The sequence below is a fragment of the Picosynechococcus sp. PCC 8807 genome, from assembly GCF_001693295.1.
In the GTDB taxonomy this organism is placed as follows: domain Bacteria; phylum Cyanobacteriota; class Cyanobacteriia; order Cyanobacteriales; family MRBY01; genus MRBY01.
The window spans coordinates 66056-82490 of record NZ_CP016489.1; the positions used below are offsets into that span (position 1 = coordinate 66056).

The following is a 16435-nucleotide window of genomic DNA, read 5'->3' on the forward strand; positions in this document are numbered from 1 at the left end:
ACTTTAGTTACAATTGTCTTTATTTTTAAGTCTACCTAGGGTCGCACCATAGAACGGAAAAAATCAATCATACGCTAAGGATTATGTAAATATCTGAAAGCTTTGTTACATAGGAAATCCAGTGATTGACTATAAGCTCATGAAAAGAAAAAAATCGTATGTTAAGAGTTAAGAACTCGCAACCCATTATCTCTGAGTACACTTTTAGGTGAAACATAGCGATAGAGAGTTGTTCGAGCGATACTCAACTCCTGACATAAAGCCGCAACGATCGTATCTCGCTGTGCCATAGCCGCTTGAGCCAAACGTACCTGAGCCTTGGAGAGTTCAAACTTGCGTCCGCCTTTGCGCCCTCGAGCGCGAGCTGCCGCCAAATCCGCAATGGTAAGTTCTCGAATCAAATCCCGCTCAAACTCAGCCAACGATGCAAAGATGCCAAAGACCAATTTTCCCGCAGGAGTTGTCGTACCAATAGTCGCCATAAACCCGCCTTCATGGCCCAGACAAAGCCAATGGCCGAAACGCACCTTATCGGTAAAATGAGTCGATTCCAAACAAAAGCCACGGGCCTTAAGAGCCCCAAACAGGGTTTCAATTCCCTAGCGACGACGGTAATCTGTTAAAGCATTTTGAGGGTCATGGGTGGTGATGATAATCAGAAACTCATCCTCATTGTTACTAGCTCTTCGTTTCGAGTCAAGACGAGTGCCCATGACATAGACTTGACGACTCCACCTCCACCGTTTTCCTGGCAGCATTCTTGTCGCACCTGTTTCGCTCCTTATCTTTTCTATCTGACGTATGCGCAGACGAAAGGGGAATTGGTTTATCCAGCATCAGATACGACAGCCAGGGTTTGCCAATAAACTCCCGGTCTCTCGTGAGATAGGCAATCTCAATATCGAGAAATAGGGTTTCAAAGCGTTCAAGCAAATCCATACTGTTACTGTTTCCCTTCTTTTTCTCCAATATTTTTCACATCAGCGGATAGCCAATACCTTCATGGATAAAACAAAATATCAAGATATTGAAATCCGTTGCCCCAAAGGATCAGTTAGTGCGGTTGATGCTTAAAACTCAAGGTTGCAAGATAGCTGCAATGTTCATCACCATCTTGGCGATCTGGTTCATGTTGACGTCAAGTCAAAGAACTGAAAGAATCCCTGCATGCGTTTGTAGTTAAATTCTTCTGCTGCATTGCCTCCCCAAACGGTGGCAAGTTCAGCGAGATTGACGATTTTGGCCCGGAACAGTGCTATCAGGAAGAGGGCGATAAATGACAGTCTGGCTCCATGCCATCCGAGATGAGGTCGCAATTGGCGGCGAATTTCGCTAATCTGATTCATGAAGGGTTGATTGATTTGTGCTTATTTCTATCAAACCCTCTCTCTTTCTATTCTTTTCGAGCTTTTTGTCCCGTACTGAGATATCGATATTTATAATCGGTAGCTTATGTAGTAATCAACAGGGTGACAATTGTGGGAAAAAAGGCAAATAAAATTACATCTTGGATTTTTAGTCTAGGTTTGGGATTAATTCCCATGATGACTTTGGGCGCGTCATCACAGGCCACTGAAAAGATTTATTTTATCTACAGCCCACTGATGGAATCTTTAAAGATTGACTCCCTGAAAAATTTTGCTGAAACGGGGAATATTCCCCCCGACCTGAAATTTTACTTGGATATTGTGGGGGCAGATACAGAAGAACGTCAATTACTGCAAACGGCTCTCACCCGAAAAATTGAAATTGATCCGGTGCTATTGGCTCGCAGTTTAAAAACCGACGAAGGGGAAAGGTTATTAGAATCTTTTGGTCAAGTGGTCAATATTCGTGGAGGACGCAATGGCAAGTACGCGCTGCGGGGGGCAATTATTAAATCTGCCTTTGAGGAAAATGGCCTGACGTTATTAAATGTTCTGGATAATTTGGGGGTTGATGTTCAGGTTGATTTAGAACAATTATTTGGTTTTGCGGAAAATGTCTCCACGATTTTAGCGGGAACAGAACGATTTATTGAGGAAGTTGAACAATTGGCTAAGCAGGAGGCAAAATTTGCGGCTGTGGCTGATTATGGGCAACGCCCTGATTTGAGAAAGATGGGAATGTTCGCTGTGGAGATGGAGACGTGGCAGTTGGCTGATCAAAAACGCGATCGCCAATTTTATGCCCAGATCTATCGTCCTCAAAAACCTTTGGGGGAGAAAGTGCCTGTTATTTTGATTTCCCATGGATTAGCCTCTGCCCCCGAAAAGCATCGTAATTTGGCGCAACACTTGGCCAGTTATGGGTTTGTGGTGGTGGTACCGCAACATCCGGGGAGCGATTTGGCCTATCTGGAGGAATTTGCAGTGGGTTACCAGCGCCAGGTGTCTGATTTGCAGGAATTTGTGAATCGCCCCCTCGATATTAGTTTTACGTTGGACGAGTTGGAACGGCGCAATGACACTGAGTTTGGGGGACGGTTGGATTTAGAAAATGTGGGTATTTACGGTCACTCCTACGGCGGTTATACAGCTTTGGCCGTGGCCGGGGCTTTTCCGACGCCAAATTTTGAGCAGTTAAATGAGGATTGTGCGGCGGAGTGGGGCATTTTTAATAATGCGTTGTTGTTGCAATGTCGGGCGTTGCAGCTTTCTCCGGAGAATTATAATTTTCGGGATCAACGGATCCAGGCGGTAATTGCGGCAAATCCGGTTAATGCCAGTATTTTTGGGGAAGCGGCGTTAAGTCAAATTGAGATTCCCATTGCGGTGGTGGCAGGGAGCTATGATCCGGCGACGCCCTTTATTTTTGAGCAGGTGCGTTCGTTTCCGTGGATTCGCAGTGAGCAAAAATATTTAATCCTGGAGGAGGGTCAAGCCCATGTGGATATTTCTCGCCTCGATCTGGGGATTACGGGTTTGCTTGATCGCATTCCCCGTTTGAATTTACCGAGCCCCCAACTGTTGAATGATTATAGTGAGGCGATCGCCCTCGCATTTTTCCAGGTCTACACGGCCGAGGATAACCAGTACCGTGCTTATTTAGATCCGGCCTATGGGCAGTATCTCAGTCAAAATGAGGAATTTAAAACGTTCATGATTACCCAAGATTCGTTGCCGGAGTTAGAAGCGGCGATCGCCGAATTCAAACAGGAAAATCAGATCGATATTAATTAGGCTTCAATAATCACCACAGGTAACGGGCTTTTTTCTAAAATGGCCTGGGATACCGAACCGATCAGCAAGTTATTGGGCGGGTGATGGTTGCGTTTACCCATAATAATTTCGCTCACTTGATGGGTATGGGCAATATCCATAATCGTTGCGGGGACTGGCCCAGGGACTGCGATAAACTGATAGCGGATGTCTGCAAGGTTACGGCGGGTTTGTTGTCGCAGCCGTTGCAACTCAGCCGGGTTATCGGTGCGAATCACATGGAGAACAATCACCTCCGCATCGCTACGACGGGCCAATTCAGCGGTTTTGATTAAAATTTGCTGGGCCAGGGGCGATGTGTCTACGGCAGCCAGGAGGATAGTGCAGCGATTTACAGAAACTTTAGTCGGGTCAATGTCGCCCCGTTCGAGGAGTTTGGGGGCAAAGGTGGGAATTGCCCAGGCACCGAGGGGAGCTGTCACCAAAATAGAGAGAGCCGATAAAGCGAGGATAATTTCACCACCAGCAACACCCTGGCTCAGGGGAATCGCTCCAATGGCCGCTTGCACCGTCGCTTTGGCAGAGTTACCAGGCAGCAAAAAAAGTCGCTCTCGCCCAGTCCAGTTACTCCCCAGGGTCGAGAGATACCAGCCGAGCGATCGCCCCCCTAACGTACCGACCGCCAACACCAAGAGACCCAGCCAGAACGTATCACCGAGGACATCCAATTGGATACTGGCCCCTAGCAAAACAAAGAGAATAATCTGGGCGATCGCCCACAGACTATCAAAACTTCCCCGCAGGCGACGGGCCAAAGGTGCATCCAACTCAATTAAGAAAAAACCCGTCCCCATCACCGCCAGATAACCAGAGAAAATCGGTAAATATTCCGCCCCAATGACCAACAGTAGCGCCACACCAGCGGCGATCAACCCATCTTGTACCGCATTATCTGTCCAATTTTGTCGAGCTAACAGGGAAACTAACAGGCGCGCCGTCACCCAACCGAGGACAACACCAAGGCTAATTTGAGTCACGATTTGCAGTGGCAGCAATTGCCAGGGACTCAAACTTAAACCCCCAATTAATGTCGCCCCTGTCGCCGTGGTTTGGGTGAGAAAAGCCAGCAGCAGACTAAACACTAATAGCAACAGCACATCAGACAGGGCACTTCCCGTTAAAATTGCGTCGGGAATCCCTTTTTTGACGCCCCAACCGAGACTCTTTAGCCGCAGCATTCCTGGGACGATCACCGCCGGTGATTCGGCCCCCAGCACACATCCCAACAAAAGTCCCGTCGCCCAATCAAATTGGAAAAGTTGCACCGCAATCAACATAATGGCGATCGCCTCACAGGTCGCAGGTAAAAAACCGAGGCGGAGGGCAACACTACCCTGTTGGGCTAATTTCTCCCGGTCGAGGCCCAGACCTGCTTTCATCAAGATCACCATCACCGCCATCGTCCGGAGATCAGCGGCGATCGCTAAAACTTCTGGGGCGATCGCATTCCCCACCTGGGGGCCGAGGACAATACCAACAAGCACCATTCCTACCAGGGCCGGAATCCTGAGCCGTTGGGCGATTTGCCCCCCAAAAAAACCGAGCAAAAGAATCCAAATAATACTCTCTAACATGGGATCACGTTGTCGTTAGGGTGGTTAATCAACGTGACTTGTAGCGAAAAAGATTAGTGCAGCCTAGATCAAAATAGCCCTACTGCTTCACCACAAGTCGGAAGCGTAGGAGCCATTAGCCGAGGTGCAATTTAAAAAAATCCTGGGCGGTTTCGGTGAGCTCCATCACCATCGCTAAATTTATATCACAAAAACTGACTGATTGACCCTAAGGAAGTCTACTGCACCAAAATCCTCGAAAAACTTAGAGATTAATCTTGTTGCAGTGGGTTACGGCACTGGTGAGATTAATTTTTAGGCGAACAAAATCCGCACCGTCCGTCCAGTCATTTTTGTCTGTCCATTACTGTTTAACAAACTTAGAATTCCATTAACCAGACAGCGAGAAAGCCTACAATGTAAGTGGTAAGTAGCCCATTCTATACACACTGAATTTATTGGCTTGGCCCTGGGTATTGCCCCCCGCAAATTAAGCTTGGACAAACACCTAGTTTCTACCTGATTTGTCCTCGCCAAACTCACTGCATCCTCCTAAATTACATGGCTCATATTGTTGTAATCGGTGCTGGTATTGGTGGTCTGCCGACGGCCTATGAACTGAGGCACCTGTTGACTACCGACCACACTGTTACCCTCATTGCTGATACACCCCACTTTACGTTTATCCCTTCTTTGCCCTGGGTGGCCCTTGGTCTAAAAAGATTAGATCAGGTGCAATTACCCTTGCCAACGTTGGCCCGTCGCCATGGTCTGCATTGGGTACAGGGGGCTGTGCAGCAGATTAATCCCCAGGAAAGGTATGTTTTGGTTGGGTCAGACGCAAAACGAATTGACTATGATTATGTGGTGATCGCACCGGGCGCAGCTTTAAATCTCGATGCTTTACCGGGTCTCGGCCCAGAGACAGGCTTTACCCAGTCAGTTTGTAATCCCCACCATGCACTGCTTGCCCACCAAGCTTGGGAAAAATTTATCCAAAATCCAGGCCCGTTGGTCGTGGGGGCAGCACCGGGGGCAAGTTGTTTTGGCCCGGCCTATGAGTTTGCGTTGTTGGCAGATTGGCAACTGCGACGGTTGGGTTTGCGGGAGCAGGTACCGATCACATTGGTCACCCCAGAACCCTATTTGGGTCATTTGGGGATTGGAGGCATGGCCCACTCGCAGGAATTGGTTGAGCAGGTTCTCCAGCAACAGGATATTGCAACCCGTGCCAATGCTGAGATTACCGCCATTAAACCGGATATGATTTGTTTGGCGGATGGGAAACAGCTACCCTTTGCCTACAGTATGGTTTTGCCGTCGTTCCAGGGGCCTGCTTTTTTGCGGGACTGTCCGGCGATCGCCAATTCCCAGGGGTTTATTCCCGTCTTGCCCACCTATCAACATCCAGCGTTCGATTCCGTGTATGCGGCGGGGGTGATTGTTGAACTAACGCCCCATGAAGCCACACCAATCCCCACGGGTCTACCGAAAACAGGACAAATGACGGAGGCGATGGGGATGGCCGCCGCCCACAATATTGCCCGACAGCTTAACTCCAATCTGGGTGCTCCGGTCACGGCGACCCTCGCCGCAATTTGTATGAGTGATTTTGGCGATCGCGGCATTATCTTCATCGCCGATCCGGTACAGCGGGAGCCAGGCATGGTCAAACGTCGCCGCTGTGTCGCCCTCGAAGGACGGTGGGTGAGTTGGAGCAAAACCCTTTTTGAACTGTTTTTCCTGACGAAAATGCGTTGGGGTCTAACGATACCTTGGTTTGAGAAACTGGGCTTAAAGGCATTGGGGTTACAGCTTGTGCGTCCCCTTCCTCCAGACTAAGAGCCTATCTATAAAGTAAATCTTTAGGTAACCAATCGCCGTAGCATTAAGCGAGTCATGCAAGCATAAATTGCCGCCTCCGATACTTCGGGGAATTTTTCATATTCCTTACTCAGACGACGATACCAATTCAACCACCCAAATGTTCGCTCCACAATCCACCGTTTTGGTAGCATCTGAAATTCTCGCCCCTCTCTTTTGATTACTTCTACTGTCGCCTGTATCATCAGCCAAATCCCCAGTCCAAAGACCTCGCCACGATATCCGGCGTCGACCCACATTAATTTCACTCTCTCTAACAACTTTGGCTGTGTTTCTAATAACTCCATCACCGCCGCCTTTGCTAAGGTTCGTTCTGAGGCATTCCCCTCTGCCACCATGGCTTTATAGACCAGACCTAAGCTATCCACCAACAGGCCCCGGCATCTTCCCTTTACTCTTTTGCCTCCATGGAAGCCAAATACCTCCCCCTTTTTTCCGTCGTTTTTATCGACTGAGCATCTACGATTAACACACTTGGTTGTACTGATTTACCTACTTGTTGTCGACATAGGCCGCGCAGAGCATGGTTAATGCTTTCCCATACCCCTTTCCTTTGCCATTTTCGATAGTAGTAGTACACCGTTGGGGAGGGCGGGAAATCCTTTGGTAAATATTGCCACTGACAGCCTGTTTTGAGGAGATAAAAGATACCATTGCAAACCCGTCTCATGTCAGTAGTCCGAGGATGACCACCGGGTTTGGCGGGGGGAATCAAGGGTTGGATTAAGGCCCATTCTGCATCGCTCAGGTCGCTAGGATAGACTTTATCTGTCATGGGTCAAAGCCTCACCACAACGCTCAGTTACCAACCAATCTAGCCTCTATCTTTTCCAATTTTCATCTTTTTTATCTTTACTTTATAAATACCCTCTAAGTGCAGTGAAAATTTTGTCTTTTCAATGCTGAGAAAATCGAGATCTAGGATAATATTCCCAGGGGCTAAAATTTTTATTAATAGAGCCTTTAAAAAAGAAAAAGTTAGTGTTATCAGATTCAGTTTCAATCATACAGTTAGCGGATTAGACTTACTTAATAAATGTGTTTTTAAATTCTCACTTGATTACTTTAGTAGAATTATTTTGAGAAATAAAAAGAGCACAGTTTTAGTTGAGATGCAAAATTTAACTTTTTGAGCATCTTTTAACTGTGCTGAGTTGCACGCAGGAAAGTTTTTAAAAACCGAAAGTCATTAGACCCACCAGGGTTTTTTGCCAGTACGTGGATCAAGTTCTACCCAAGGGGCAATGCGGACATAATCTCCCTCTAAATAGATGTGAACAAGCCGTAGGGGAAGCGGTGCTGGGCCGCGAACCACACGACCTTCGGCATCATAGCGGGAACCATGGCAGGGACATTGAAACTGGTCGTTATTTTCATTCCACGGAAAGGTACAACCCAGATGAGTGCAGTTGTCGACAATACCCCAGGGATGAAGGGTACTGTCCTCTTGGATCGTGAGATAAGTGGGTTCCCCGGCTAACCCGGCGACTAGGGCTCTTGTGCCTGGTGCTTCGGCCAATAACTGGCTTGCTGGAATTAAATTGCCATTAATATCTTTGGCAAGAATTGATCCATCTGCTCCCACTTCTTTAGGGGGACTAAAAAATTTTGCGACGGGATAAAGGGCGGGGCCAATGGTACTGACAACCACTGCACCTGTGAGAAAGTTTAATAATTGCCGCCGGGAAAGGGAAGGGCTATCGATGGGCAAACTATTTTCCATGAATAATGCTCCTTTCTTCAATAAAATTTGCTGAATTGCTAAACAAAATAGGTGTTACTGACGGGTATTAATTTTGAGTAAACCGTAGAGCATACAGGAGCCCAGGACTGCACTTAAGGTAAGAACAGCGGCAACGGCCACCAAAGCGGTACCGAGGACAGAGCCACTGTAGATAAACAAGCCCAAGTAAGCCAGGACGCTTGCGAATAAAAGGCGAATGAGGCGATCGCCAGTGCCAACATTGTTAAACATTTTGTTGATCTCCGACCGAAAGGTTGAGCAGTAGAGCCGATGGAGCCAAATCTCTTGCGAACCTATTGAGATTGTTTTTGGCTGACATCTGACTTATTTATCAATATAAAGCTAATTAGTTATGCAGTCAATATCTTTAGCTTGTTTTGGTTTGTCCACTTGCCCAAGCAGAATTCAGCGCAAAACGCCTTAAATCTTGTCCTGACCTGACTTGGGTAGCTAGCGATGTCGATCCAACTTTAATTGAAAAAGATTTCTAGTAGTTTGCTTGACAGGACAAGAATGATCCACTAAAGTCTCTAAGTTAATGCTAATTAATTGCAACTTTAGGGAGATGTCATCAACCCCATGACATTAGTCAATCGCGGTTAATGGGCCATGGGGTTTTTATTTCAGTTAAGTCATCGACGGTTATTTTTCTAAGGTTTTAAAACGTCCTAGGCCCAGTCAATATTTCTGGGATGTTTATCAGTGGACTTTAATTTTTGCTATTAAATTTCAACTATTTAGATCGATGCTTAGGTGTTTTCAGTTTTCAATTCAGGATTATTCTCAACAGCGGATTGCGTGGACATCTGTGCTACTTACTGTCTTAGTGGTAATTACGAGTATTGTTGCCCTATGTCAGGGGGCCGTCTCCATGGGGCCAGATCAAGTTTGGCAAGCGTTGCGACATCAGGGAGACCCGATGTTTCAAACGATTATTTGGGACTTGCGGTTACCTCGTATTGTGGTGGCCTTGGTAGTGGGGGCTGCTTTGGGGTTATCCGGTGCGCTCCTCCAAGGGTTACTCCGCAATAGTCTCGCCGATCCGTTTATCCTTGGTATTTCGGCGGGGGCTGGTTTAGTGGCGATCGCCTTTATTACCCTCAATGTCCTGGCAATTTGGATTCCCCTGGGAGCTTGGCTGGGGGCTTTGGTCACCGCGGCGGTAGTCTATGGCCTCGGCTATGTGGGCGGCGGCCTGTCGGTGGAACGTTTGGTACTGGCAGGGGTGGCGGTAAGTTCTCTGTTTGGAGCAGTGCAAACCACCCTCATTCTTTTGGCGGATGATAGTCGCATCCAGGCGGCCCTCAATTGGCTAATCGGTAGCCTCAATGGTCGTGGTTGGCAGGATTTGAGCTTGGTGGCGCCCTATCTAAGTGTGGCCTTAATTGTCGGCTGTCTATTGGGACGGTCTTTAAATTTGCTGAACCTCGGTGATGATGCGGCAGTGGGTCTGGGGGTTTCCCTAGGGCGATCGCGGTTACTGATTGGCGGCATTGCCAGCTTATTGGCGGCCAGTGCAGTGAGTATTTCTGGCCTTATTGGTTTTGTGGGTTTGGTGGTGCCCCATGGGGTACGGCTCTTAGTCGGGGCTGACTACCGCTGGATTTTGCCCCTCTCTGCCTTGGCTGGGGCATGGGTCTTAACCTTGGCGGATCTGCTGTCTCGCTCTGGGGCGGTGGAATTACCCGTGGGAGCCGTCACAGCCCTATTGGGATCACCCTTATTTATTGCGTTGCTTTATCGGCGGGGTCGGGAGGCTCAGGCATGACATTATCACAGGCATTACAGGTACAACCGCCAGAATCTTCATGGTCATCTTTGCTTGAAGGGGAGCATCTGTTTGGGGGCTATACCAAAAGGTCGGTTGTTCAGGATGTCAACTTAACGGTTCATCCAGGGGAATGGCTGACTATTGTGGGGGGCAATGGGTCGGGAAAATCTACCCTACTCCGACTTCTCAGTCGCATTCTCAAACCCCAACGGGGGGTAGTGCGCTTGGATGGCAAAGCAATTCAGCGGCGATCGCCCCAGGAAATTGCCCGGAGTCTGGCGGTTTTACCCCAACAATCCCGGATTCCGATGGGCTTAACGGTGCGGCAATTAGTCGGTTTAGGGAGAGCACCCCACCAGCGCTGGTGGCAGTGGGAATATAGCGAGGCGGATCAGGCCCAAATTCATCAAGCCTTGGCCCAAACTCAACTGTTACCTTTTGCGGATCGCCCTGTGGCGCAACTGTCTGGCGGGGAACGTCAACGGGCTTTTTTGGCTCTAGCCCTCGCCCAAAAGCCAAAGATTCTCATCTTGGATGAGCCCACAACGTTTCTGGATATTCACTATCAACTGGAATTGTTGGATCTGCTTAAGCAGTTAAACCGCCAGCAAAATTTGACCATTGTCACCGTTCTCCATGAGCTCAATTTGGCGACCCGTTACAGCGATCGCCTGGCCATGATTAAGGACGGCAAACTCTTTGCCCTAGGGACACCCGCTGCAGTGATCACCCCAGAAAATCTGCGGTTTGGCTTTGGGGTAGAAGCGGTGACAATGCCGACCCCCGTAGGGTTACAAGTCTGCGTTTTGGGGCCAGCCTCGGTTTAATTACAGACACCACTACTCTCTCTCTAGTTTGGTCTTTCTCTACATCAGATCGTGCTCTATTTGTTCTAATTGCATCTATTTATACTCATTAATTTATTTATTCATGGAACCTTCTTCTCTGCGTTATAGCTTGGCGTTGTGTGGCTTGGTGCCGTTGATGTTTTGGATGTCCCCGGACAAGGCGATCGCCCAAACAAATCCGGAAACGAACCAGTTGGCCCAAGCCCAACCAGCTACCATCACTGGAATTCGCCTCGACACCCGACCCAATCGTGTCAATATCATTCTCGAAACGGCGGCGGGGCAGCCCTTAACCTTGCCTGGTCAGCCCTTTATTCAGCGGGGGACAGATCTGGTCGCAACTATCGAACCCGCCATCCTCACTTTACCTGATGGTCAAACCTGGCAATTTACCGCACCAACCGCCGATATTGCCGCCATTACAGTCGAACAACAGGGAGGCGATCGCCTAGAAATTATTGTCCAGGGTCAAGGGGAATTACCCACAACCGCTGTCTCCCTCGAAACCATGGCTACCATTGCGACCAAGGACGATATGGCAGATTTGACGGAAATGCCCCTGGATCTAGATGCGATGCCCGTCGAAGAACTCGAAATTACGGTATTGGGCACGCGATCGCCGCGCCTGGTGAGTCGTACCCCCGGCTCGATCAGTGTTATTGATGCCGAAGAAATTGACGATAATCTCGTGCAAGATTTGCGGGATCTGGTGCGCTACGAACCCAACGTTTCTGTGGGAAATGACCGACGCTATGGCCTGCAAGATGTCAACATTCGCGGTCTAGGCGGCAATCGGGTGCTGATTCTCAATGACGGTATTCGCATCCCAACTCAATTTACCTTTGGCACTCCGGCCCTGGGACGAGATTATGTGGATCTCGATAGCTTGCAACGGGTCGAAATCATTCGCGGCCCGGCCTCTGCTCTCTATGGCAGCGATGCCCTCGGTGGGGTAGTTAGTTTCCAAACCATTGATCCCAGCGATCTCCTCGCTTTAACCGATAAAAATAACTTTACGCGCATCTCCACCGGCTTTGAAACCACCGACAAAAGCCTCAATTATGGCGCAGTGACCGCCTTCCGAGCCGATTCCCTCGAAGCATTAATTGGCTATACCGGACGCAGTGGATTTGAGGCCCGCCTCCCCGAAGGAAATGAATTTGTCGATGACCGCTATGGCGATCGCGATAATTTCCTTGGGAAGTTAAATTTCAAGCTCAGTGAAAATTCTACCCTGGGCTTCACTACAGAAATTTTCCGCAGCACCAATGAATTCCAAGTCGCCCCGATTACTGCGGCCCTGCTCCAAGGCCCCCGGGGGTTTCAAGGTCAAAACGAAACCCTCGAAGCAGATTCCTACCGGGAACGCTACAGTCTCGCTTACCTCTATGACAACCCCGACGGAGAGGGTTTTATTGATAATGCTAAGTTACAGGTTTACTACCAAAATGCTGGTGTTGATGAATTGCGCACCCAGGACTTTTTAAATTTTGCCGGGACAGAACGACGTTTCCGTAATCTCAGCAATACCTTTACCGACGAACTGTTTGGCGGTGAAGTACAGCTCCAAAGTAATTTCCGTTGGGGCAATGTCAATAACCGTTTAACCTATGGCTTTGATTTATCCAAAACAAATAACGAGCGAACCAGAGACGGCCTAGAAACTCGCTTTGATAGCGCTGGCAATGTCACCCTCACGACCAACCAAGTGGGAGCCGATAATTTCCCGGTAAAAGATTTCCCAGATTCAGAAACGACTCGCTTTGGGGTCTATTTGCAAAATGAAATGGCCCTTTCGGATACCTTTACTCTCTTGCCTGGTCTGCGCTATGACACCTATCGCCTCGATACTACTATTGACGAGCTTTACCAACGCAACAGTCCCGATGCCGAAGCTGCTGACTTTAGTGATTCTGCCCTTTCCCCTAACCTAGGGTTTGTTTGGCAAACTTCCCCAGAAATTGCCCTAGTTGGTCGTTACGCCCGGGGCTTCCGATCACCTTTGTACAGTGAAATCAATGCGGGCTTTACAAATTTAACCAGTCCTTTCTTCCGCTATAAAACCCTATCAAATCCGAATCTCAAACCGGAAACCAGCGACACTTTTGAATTAGGAATTCGTGGTGATTTTCCCCGGGGGAATTTTAGTGTAACGGGTTTCTATAGCTATTACGAAAATTTTATTGAAACCTTTGCCAATGCAGGTACAACACTCATCAACGGCAATTTGGTGAATTTGTTCCAATCCCAAAATGTCGGTGCTGCCCGCACCTACGGTGTCGAACTGGCCGGGGAATATCGCTTTAGCGAGCAACCCCATGGGTTTAGTCTGATCGGTAGTTTGGGCCTCACGGTGGGGGATGACCTAGAAGATGATGAACCCCTTGAAAGCGTAGAACCCCTCAAAGCGGTATTGGGACTACGTTATCGAGCAAAGGAAGATCGTTGGGGTACAGATCTCATTGCCACTTTGGTCGGTGAGCCTCGACTCCGGGGCGATCGCCCGGCGGGTTCCTACAGTCCAGAGGGGTATGCGGTGGTGGATTTGTTGGGCTATTACAACATCAATCCCAATCTCAAGTTGAATGCGGGGATTTTTAATCTATTTAACAACCAATATTTCCTCTATTCCGACGTCCGGCCCCTCTTGAATTCGCCAGAACCCGTTGATATTGCCCGCTATGCCCAACCGGGAATTAGTCTGCGGGCTGGGTTGACGTGGCAATTCTAAGCTTGGTTTTACCCTAATTTTCCAGGGATCAATCGCTATGTTTTTGCTGTATCGTTCGCTCTTTGTTTCGTTGTTTTTACTCAATTTTGTTGTTTACCTATTGGAGACAATCCATGTCTGAAATGATTACTGCTCAATTTCGCCACGTCATGTTGATGGTTGAAGATGTGGCCGCTGCTATTGACTTTTTCCATCGGGGGTTAGGGCTACCGATCAAGGCCCAAAGTCCCACCTGGGGGGAAGTAGAAGCCAATGGCACCACCATCGCTTTTCACAGTGTGGCGGAACCGCCAAACACAGGCGACACTCCCATTCTCAGTTTTTGTGTAGAGGATGTGTACGGGGCGATCGCCCAACTCGAAGCCCTCGGTGGCAGCCTCGAAGGTCGTGTACGGGAACCTTCCTTTGGCAAAGTGGCCGCAGTGCGGAGTCCCCAGGGGCAGTTAATTAGTCTCCTGCAACCAGTTGCTATCTCTACCGTTTCAAAATAACTCCTTTCTTTCGCCGCCTCACACCCCATGTTTTTTTAGTTCTCCTAATTAAATTACGATGCAAATGCCCTATTTTAAACGTTGCCTAAGCCTGTCCTTGTTGCTGTTAATGGTCGGTTGCAGCCAAAGTTCATCGAATGTTGCGGATATCGCCCCAACTGCCCCAGAGATTAGCAATGCAGCAACCACCGAACCGGAAACGATCACCAAAATTGTCGCCCTCACTTCCCTGTCAGCGGATATTATTGCCCGTCTCGATGCAGAAAAATTAGTGGGAATTCCGGGAAGCCGTTTATTGGCAAACAACCCCACCTTTGCGGGACTGCCCACGGTCAGCGAAGGGCAAACGCCCCCCAGTCTCGAAAAAATTGTTGCCCTCAAACCAGATTTAGTCGTTGGTGCAACGGGGTTCCATGATCAAGTATTGGCAAGATTGGAGGAATTGGGCATTCAAACCCTCGCCACTGCTGTCCCCGATTGGCGATCGCTTGAAGCATTAACCCAGACCCTCGCCGAAAAAACCCAAACCGACCCAACGCCCCTACTCCAAAGCTACGCTCAATGCGTGCCCCAAGGTGCTTCTCCAGACGATCCGACTCTGGTTTTAGTCAGTAATCAGCCGATGCTTGCTCCTAATAAGGAGAGTTGGGCCGGGGATCTTTTGCAACGGTTCCAGTTAAATAATCTCGTCGCCGATCTCCAGGGCGATAGTCCCCAACAGGGTTACGTCACCCTTTCCCCTGAAAAAGTCTTGGCCGCTAACCCTGAAATGTTAATCATGGTGGATGTGGGGGACGATTCGATCAATCAGCTCAAATCGGCTCCTTTTTGGCAGGACTTAGCCGCCGTGAAAAATGATCGCATTTATACTTTTGATTATTATGGCTTGGTAAATCCGGGGGGCCTTGAGGCAATTCAAAGCACCTGCGAAAAGCTCCAAAGCATCACCTAGACACTGCCCCCACTCGGCCTTGTTCGTCTTGTAAAAATTCCACGATTTTGGACAAATTTATCCCATGACTGCTTTAAACGTCACAGATCTCAACGCCCTTTCTTTCCCGGAGGCGATCGCCTTTACCCAAACCTGGCTCGAACAGGTTGAATCCCAAAAATTAACGGATGCGGAAATTCTGGCGCAGATGCAGGCATTGTTGAGTCACCGGGATGGGGTGCGGGGCTTTTTTGTGAGTTATTTAACGGGCAATAGCCCCCTTGCGGATCAACCGCCAGGGATTTTTCTGGACGGATTTACTCAAGTGGCGGAACACATCTACGAGATTTTGGTGAAAAATGTGGCGATGTCTACGGCCATGGCGATCGCCCACCGACGCAACGGTGATTTTAACCAGCAGCAGGGTTCGGAACGGGTCAAAAAACGCTCTTTGAATCTCCTCAAACAACTGGAACAGCGCAATGTCATTTTTAAAAATGAGCGATTACGTCTGCTGCAAACCCTCGAAGCTGGCTCAGGGGATTACCAAGATTTTTTACAACGTTGGCAGTATGACCCAGAGCAATGTGATGCGATTCGGCGATCGCTGCAACTCATTTAGGGGATTACAGTTAGCGAGGTCAGGTGAATTTTGATTAAAAACTTTGGTAGAACAGGACAGACCTAAATCAAAAGAGGCTCTAACCTCGCGAGTACTTCATTAAGAGTGTCAAGGGGAAGTTGTTCCACAATTTTTGCTTTCCTGGCTCGACAGTCCACCGCCCGGATTTGATCGACCAGGATGACGCCTTGGGTTTTGAGATTAGGCGGAAGTTTCACCTCAAACACCCAGCCTTTTTCTTTATTCGTGATTGGACAGATTAGGGTCAGATTAGAAATACGGTTATATTCCTCAGGAGAAATCACGATCGCCGGACGATAACCTGATTGTTCACTACCTGTGCGGGGATTCAGTTCGAGAAAAATAATATCCCCCCGCTTAGGAACCATGCCGTTAATTTTTACCAAGACTCTTCTCCTTGGGCTTCCCCCCAGTCCACTTCAGAATGCTGTGCTTCAGGTTTTGCATCCTTGAGTAATTCCGCAAGGCTATATTTTGGTCGAGCAAGGCTCAAAATAATTTGGTTGTTTTCCATTGATATCGTCACTTGTTCCCCTTCCTGCCAACCGCATTGCTGGAGCATGGATTGAGGCAAGCGAATACCAAAAGAGTTGCCCCATTTCGTGATTTTTTGGGTGATCATGTGGGGGAATCTCCAAA

Annotated in this window: 14 protein-coding genes, 2 pseudogenes and 1 riboswitch; of the genes and pseudogenes, 8 read left to right on the top strand and 8 right to left on the bottom strand. The window is 48.5% G+C overall.

Annotation, left to right across the window (positions count from 1 at the left end):
- Positions 1-161: 161 nt before the first annotated feature.
- Positions 162-479: pseudogene (locus tag AWQ24_RS15360) on the bottom strand (recombinase family protein); the annotation flags it as partial.
- Positions 476-1346: pseudogene (locus tag AWQ24_RS16110) on the bottom strand (IS4 family transposase); the annotation flags it as partial. The pseudogenes AWQ24_RS15360 and AWQ24_RS16110, both read right to left, overlap by 4 nt.
- A gap of 198 nt (positions 1347-1544) precedes the next feature.
- Here AWQ24_RS16110 and AWQ24_RS15375 point away from each other — a divergent pair.
- Positions 1545-3161 carry an alpha/beta hydrolase gene (locus AWQ24_RS15375; RefSeq protein WP_257784387.1) on the top strand — a complete coding sequence of 539 codons (1617 nt, stop codon included), beginning with the start codon at positions 1545-1547 and terminating at the stop codon, positions 3159-3161.
- On the opposite strand, the gene AWQ24_RS15380 is transcribed toward AWQ24_RS15375, so the two are convergent.
- Positions 3158-4774 (bottom strand): sodium:proton antiporter, encoded by a 1617-nt coding sequence (locus AWQ24_RS15380; RefSeq protein ID WP_065717532.1) that lies wholly within the window; start codon positions 4772-4774, stop codon positions 3158-3160. The genes AWQ24_RS15375 and AWQ24_RS15380 overlap by 4 nt on opposite strands.
- 99 nt (positions 4775-4873) lie before the next feature.
- A riboswitch (Fluoride riboswitch) is annotated at positions 4874-4953 on the bottom strand.
- Between the two features lie 361 nt (positions 4954-5314).
- Here AWQ24_RS15380 and AWQ24_RS15385 point away from each other — a divergent pair.
- Positions 5315-6595 (top strand): NAD(P)/FAD-dependent oxidoreductase, encoded by a 1281-nt coding sequence (locus tag AWQ24_RS15385; protein ID WP_065717533.1) that lies wholly within the window; start codon positions 5315-5317, stop codon positions 6593-6595.
- A gap of 23 nt (positions 6596-6618) precedes the next feature.
- On the opposite strand, the gene AWQ24_RS16115 is transcribed toward AWQ24_RS15385, so the two are convergent.
- The 3 genes from AWQ24_RS16115 to AWQ24_RS15405 all read right to left on the bottom strand — a co-directional run bounded on the left by AWQ24_RS16115 (position 6619) and on the right by AWQ24_RS15405 (position 8612).
- Positions 6619-7412, bottom strand: a protein-coding gene (locus tag AWQ24_RS16115) for an IS5 family transposase (protein ID WP_157096829.1) whose coding sequence is annotated in 2 segments (ribosomal slippage) — positions 6619-7079 and positions 7079-7412 — 795 coding nt in all. Because the reading frame shifts where the segments join, the coding sequence is not laid out codon by codon here.
- 414 nt (positions 7413-7826) lie between these two features.
- Entirely contained in the window at positions 7827-8360 is a 534-nt protein-coding gene (gene petC / locus AWQ24_RS15400) for a cytochrome b6-f complex iron-sulfur subunit (RefSeq protein WP_065717535.1), read from the bottom strand.
- Between the two features lie 54 nt (positions 8361-8414).
- Entirely contained in the window at positions 8415-8612 is a 198-nt protein-coding gene (locus AWQ24_RS15405) for a DUF2892 domain-containing protein (RefSeq protein WP_012305555.1), read from the bottom strand.
- Between the two features lie 514 nt (positions 8613-9126).
- On the opposite strand from AWQ24_RS15405, the gene AWQ24_RS15410 reads away from it, so the two are divergent.
- The 6 genes from AWQ24_RS15410 (at position 9127) to AWQ24_RS15435 (ending at position 15775) form a co-directional block, all read left to right on the top strand.
- On the top strand, positions 9127-10149 hold the full coding sequence (locus AWQ24_RS15410; RefSeq protein WP_065717536.1) for an iron ABC transporter permease: 1023 nt from the start codon (positions 9127-9129) through the stop codon (positions 10147-10149).
- Positions 10146-10979 carry an ABC transporter ATP-binding protein gene (locus AWQ24_RS15415; protein WP_012305557.1) on the top strand — a complete coding sequence of 278 codons (834 nt, stop codon included), beginning with the start codon at positions 10146-10148 and terminating at the stop codon, positions 10977-10979. The genes AWQ24_RS15410 and AWQ24_RS15415 overlap by 4 nt, the downstream gene beginning before the upstream one ends.
- A gap of 103 nt (positions 10980-11082) precedes the next feature.
- Positions 11083-13731, top strand: a complete 2649-nt coding sequence (locus AWQ24_RS15420) for a TonB-dependent hemoglobin/transferrin/lactoferrin family receptor (RefSeq protein ID WP_232318930.1) — start codon at positions 11083-11085, stop codon at positions 13729-13731.
- Positions 13732-13844: 113 nt separating this feature from the next.
- Positions 13845-14222: a VOC family protein gene (locus AWQ24_RS15425; RefSeq protein ID WP_012305559.1), complete on the top strand. Its 378-nt coding sequence runs from the start codon at positions 13845-13847 to the stop codon at positions 14220-14222.
- A gap of 58 nt (positions 14223-14280) precedes the next feature.
- Positions 14281-15174, top strand: coding sequence for an ABC transporter substrate-binding protein (locus AWQ24_RS15430; protein ID WP_012305560.1), 894 nt, complete (start codon positions 14281-14283; stop codon positions 15172-15174).
- 64 nt (positions 15175-15238) lie between these two features.
- Positions 15239-15775 carry a hypothetical protein gene (locus tag AWQ24_RS15435; RefSeq protein ID WP_065717537.1) on the top strand — a complete coding sequence of 179 codons (537 nt, stop codon included), beginning with the start codon at positions 15239-15241 and terminating at the stop codon, positions 15773-15775.
- A 62-nt stretch (positions 15776-15837) separates the two neighbouring features.
- Here the strand turns inward: AWQ24_RS15435 and AWQ24_RS15440 are convergent, their stop codons facing one another.
- Positions 15838-16182 carry a type II toxin-antitoxin system PemK/MazF family toxin gene (locus AWQ24_RS15440; protein ID WP_041444131.1) on the bottom strand — a complete coding sequence of 115 codons (345 nt, stop codon included), beginning with the start codon at positions 16180-16182 and terminating at the stop codon, positions 15838-15840.
- Positions 16176-16418, bottom strand: coding sequence for an AbrB/MazE/SpoVT family DNA-binding domain-containing protein (locus AWQ24_RS15445; RefSeq protein ID WP_030008115.1), 243 nt, complete (start codon positions 16416-16418; stop codon positions 16176-16178). Before AWQ24_RS15445 ends, AWQ24_RS15440 begins: the two co-directional genes overlap by 7 nt.
- Positions 16419-16435 lie beyond the last annotated feature (17 nt).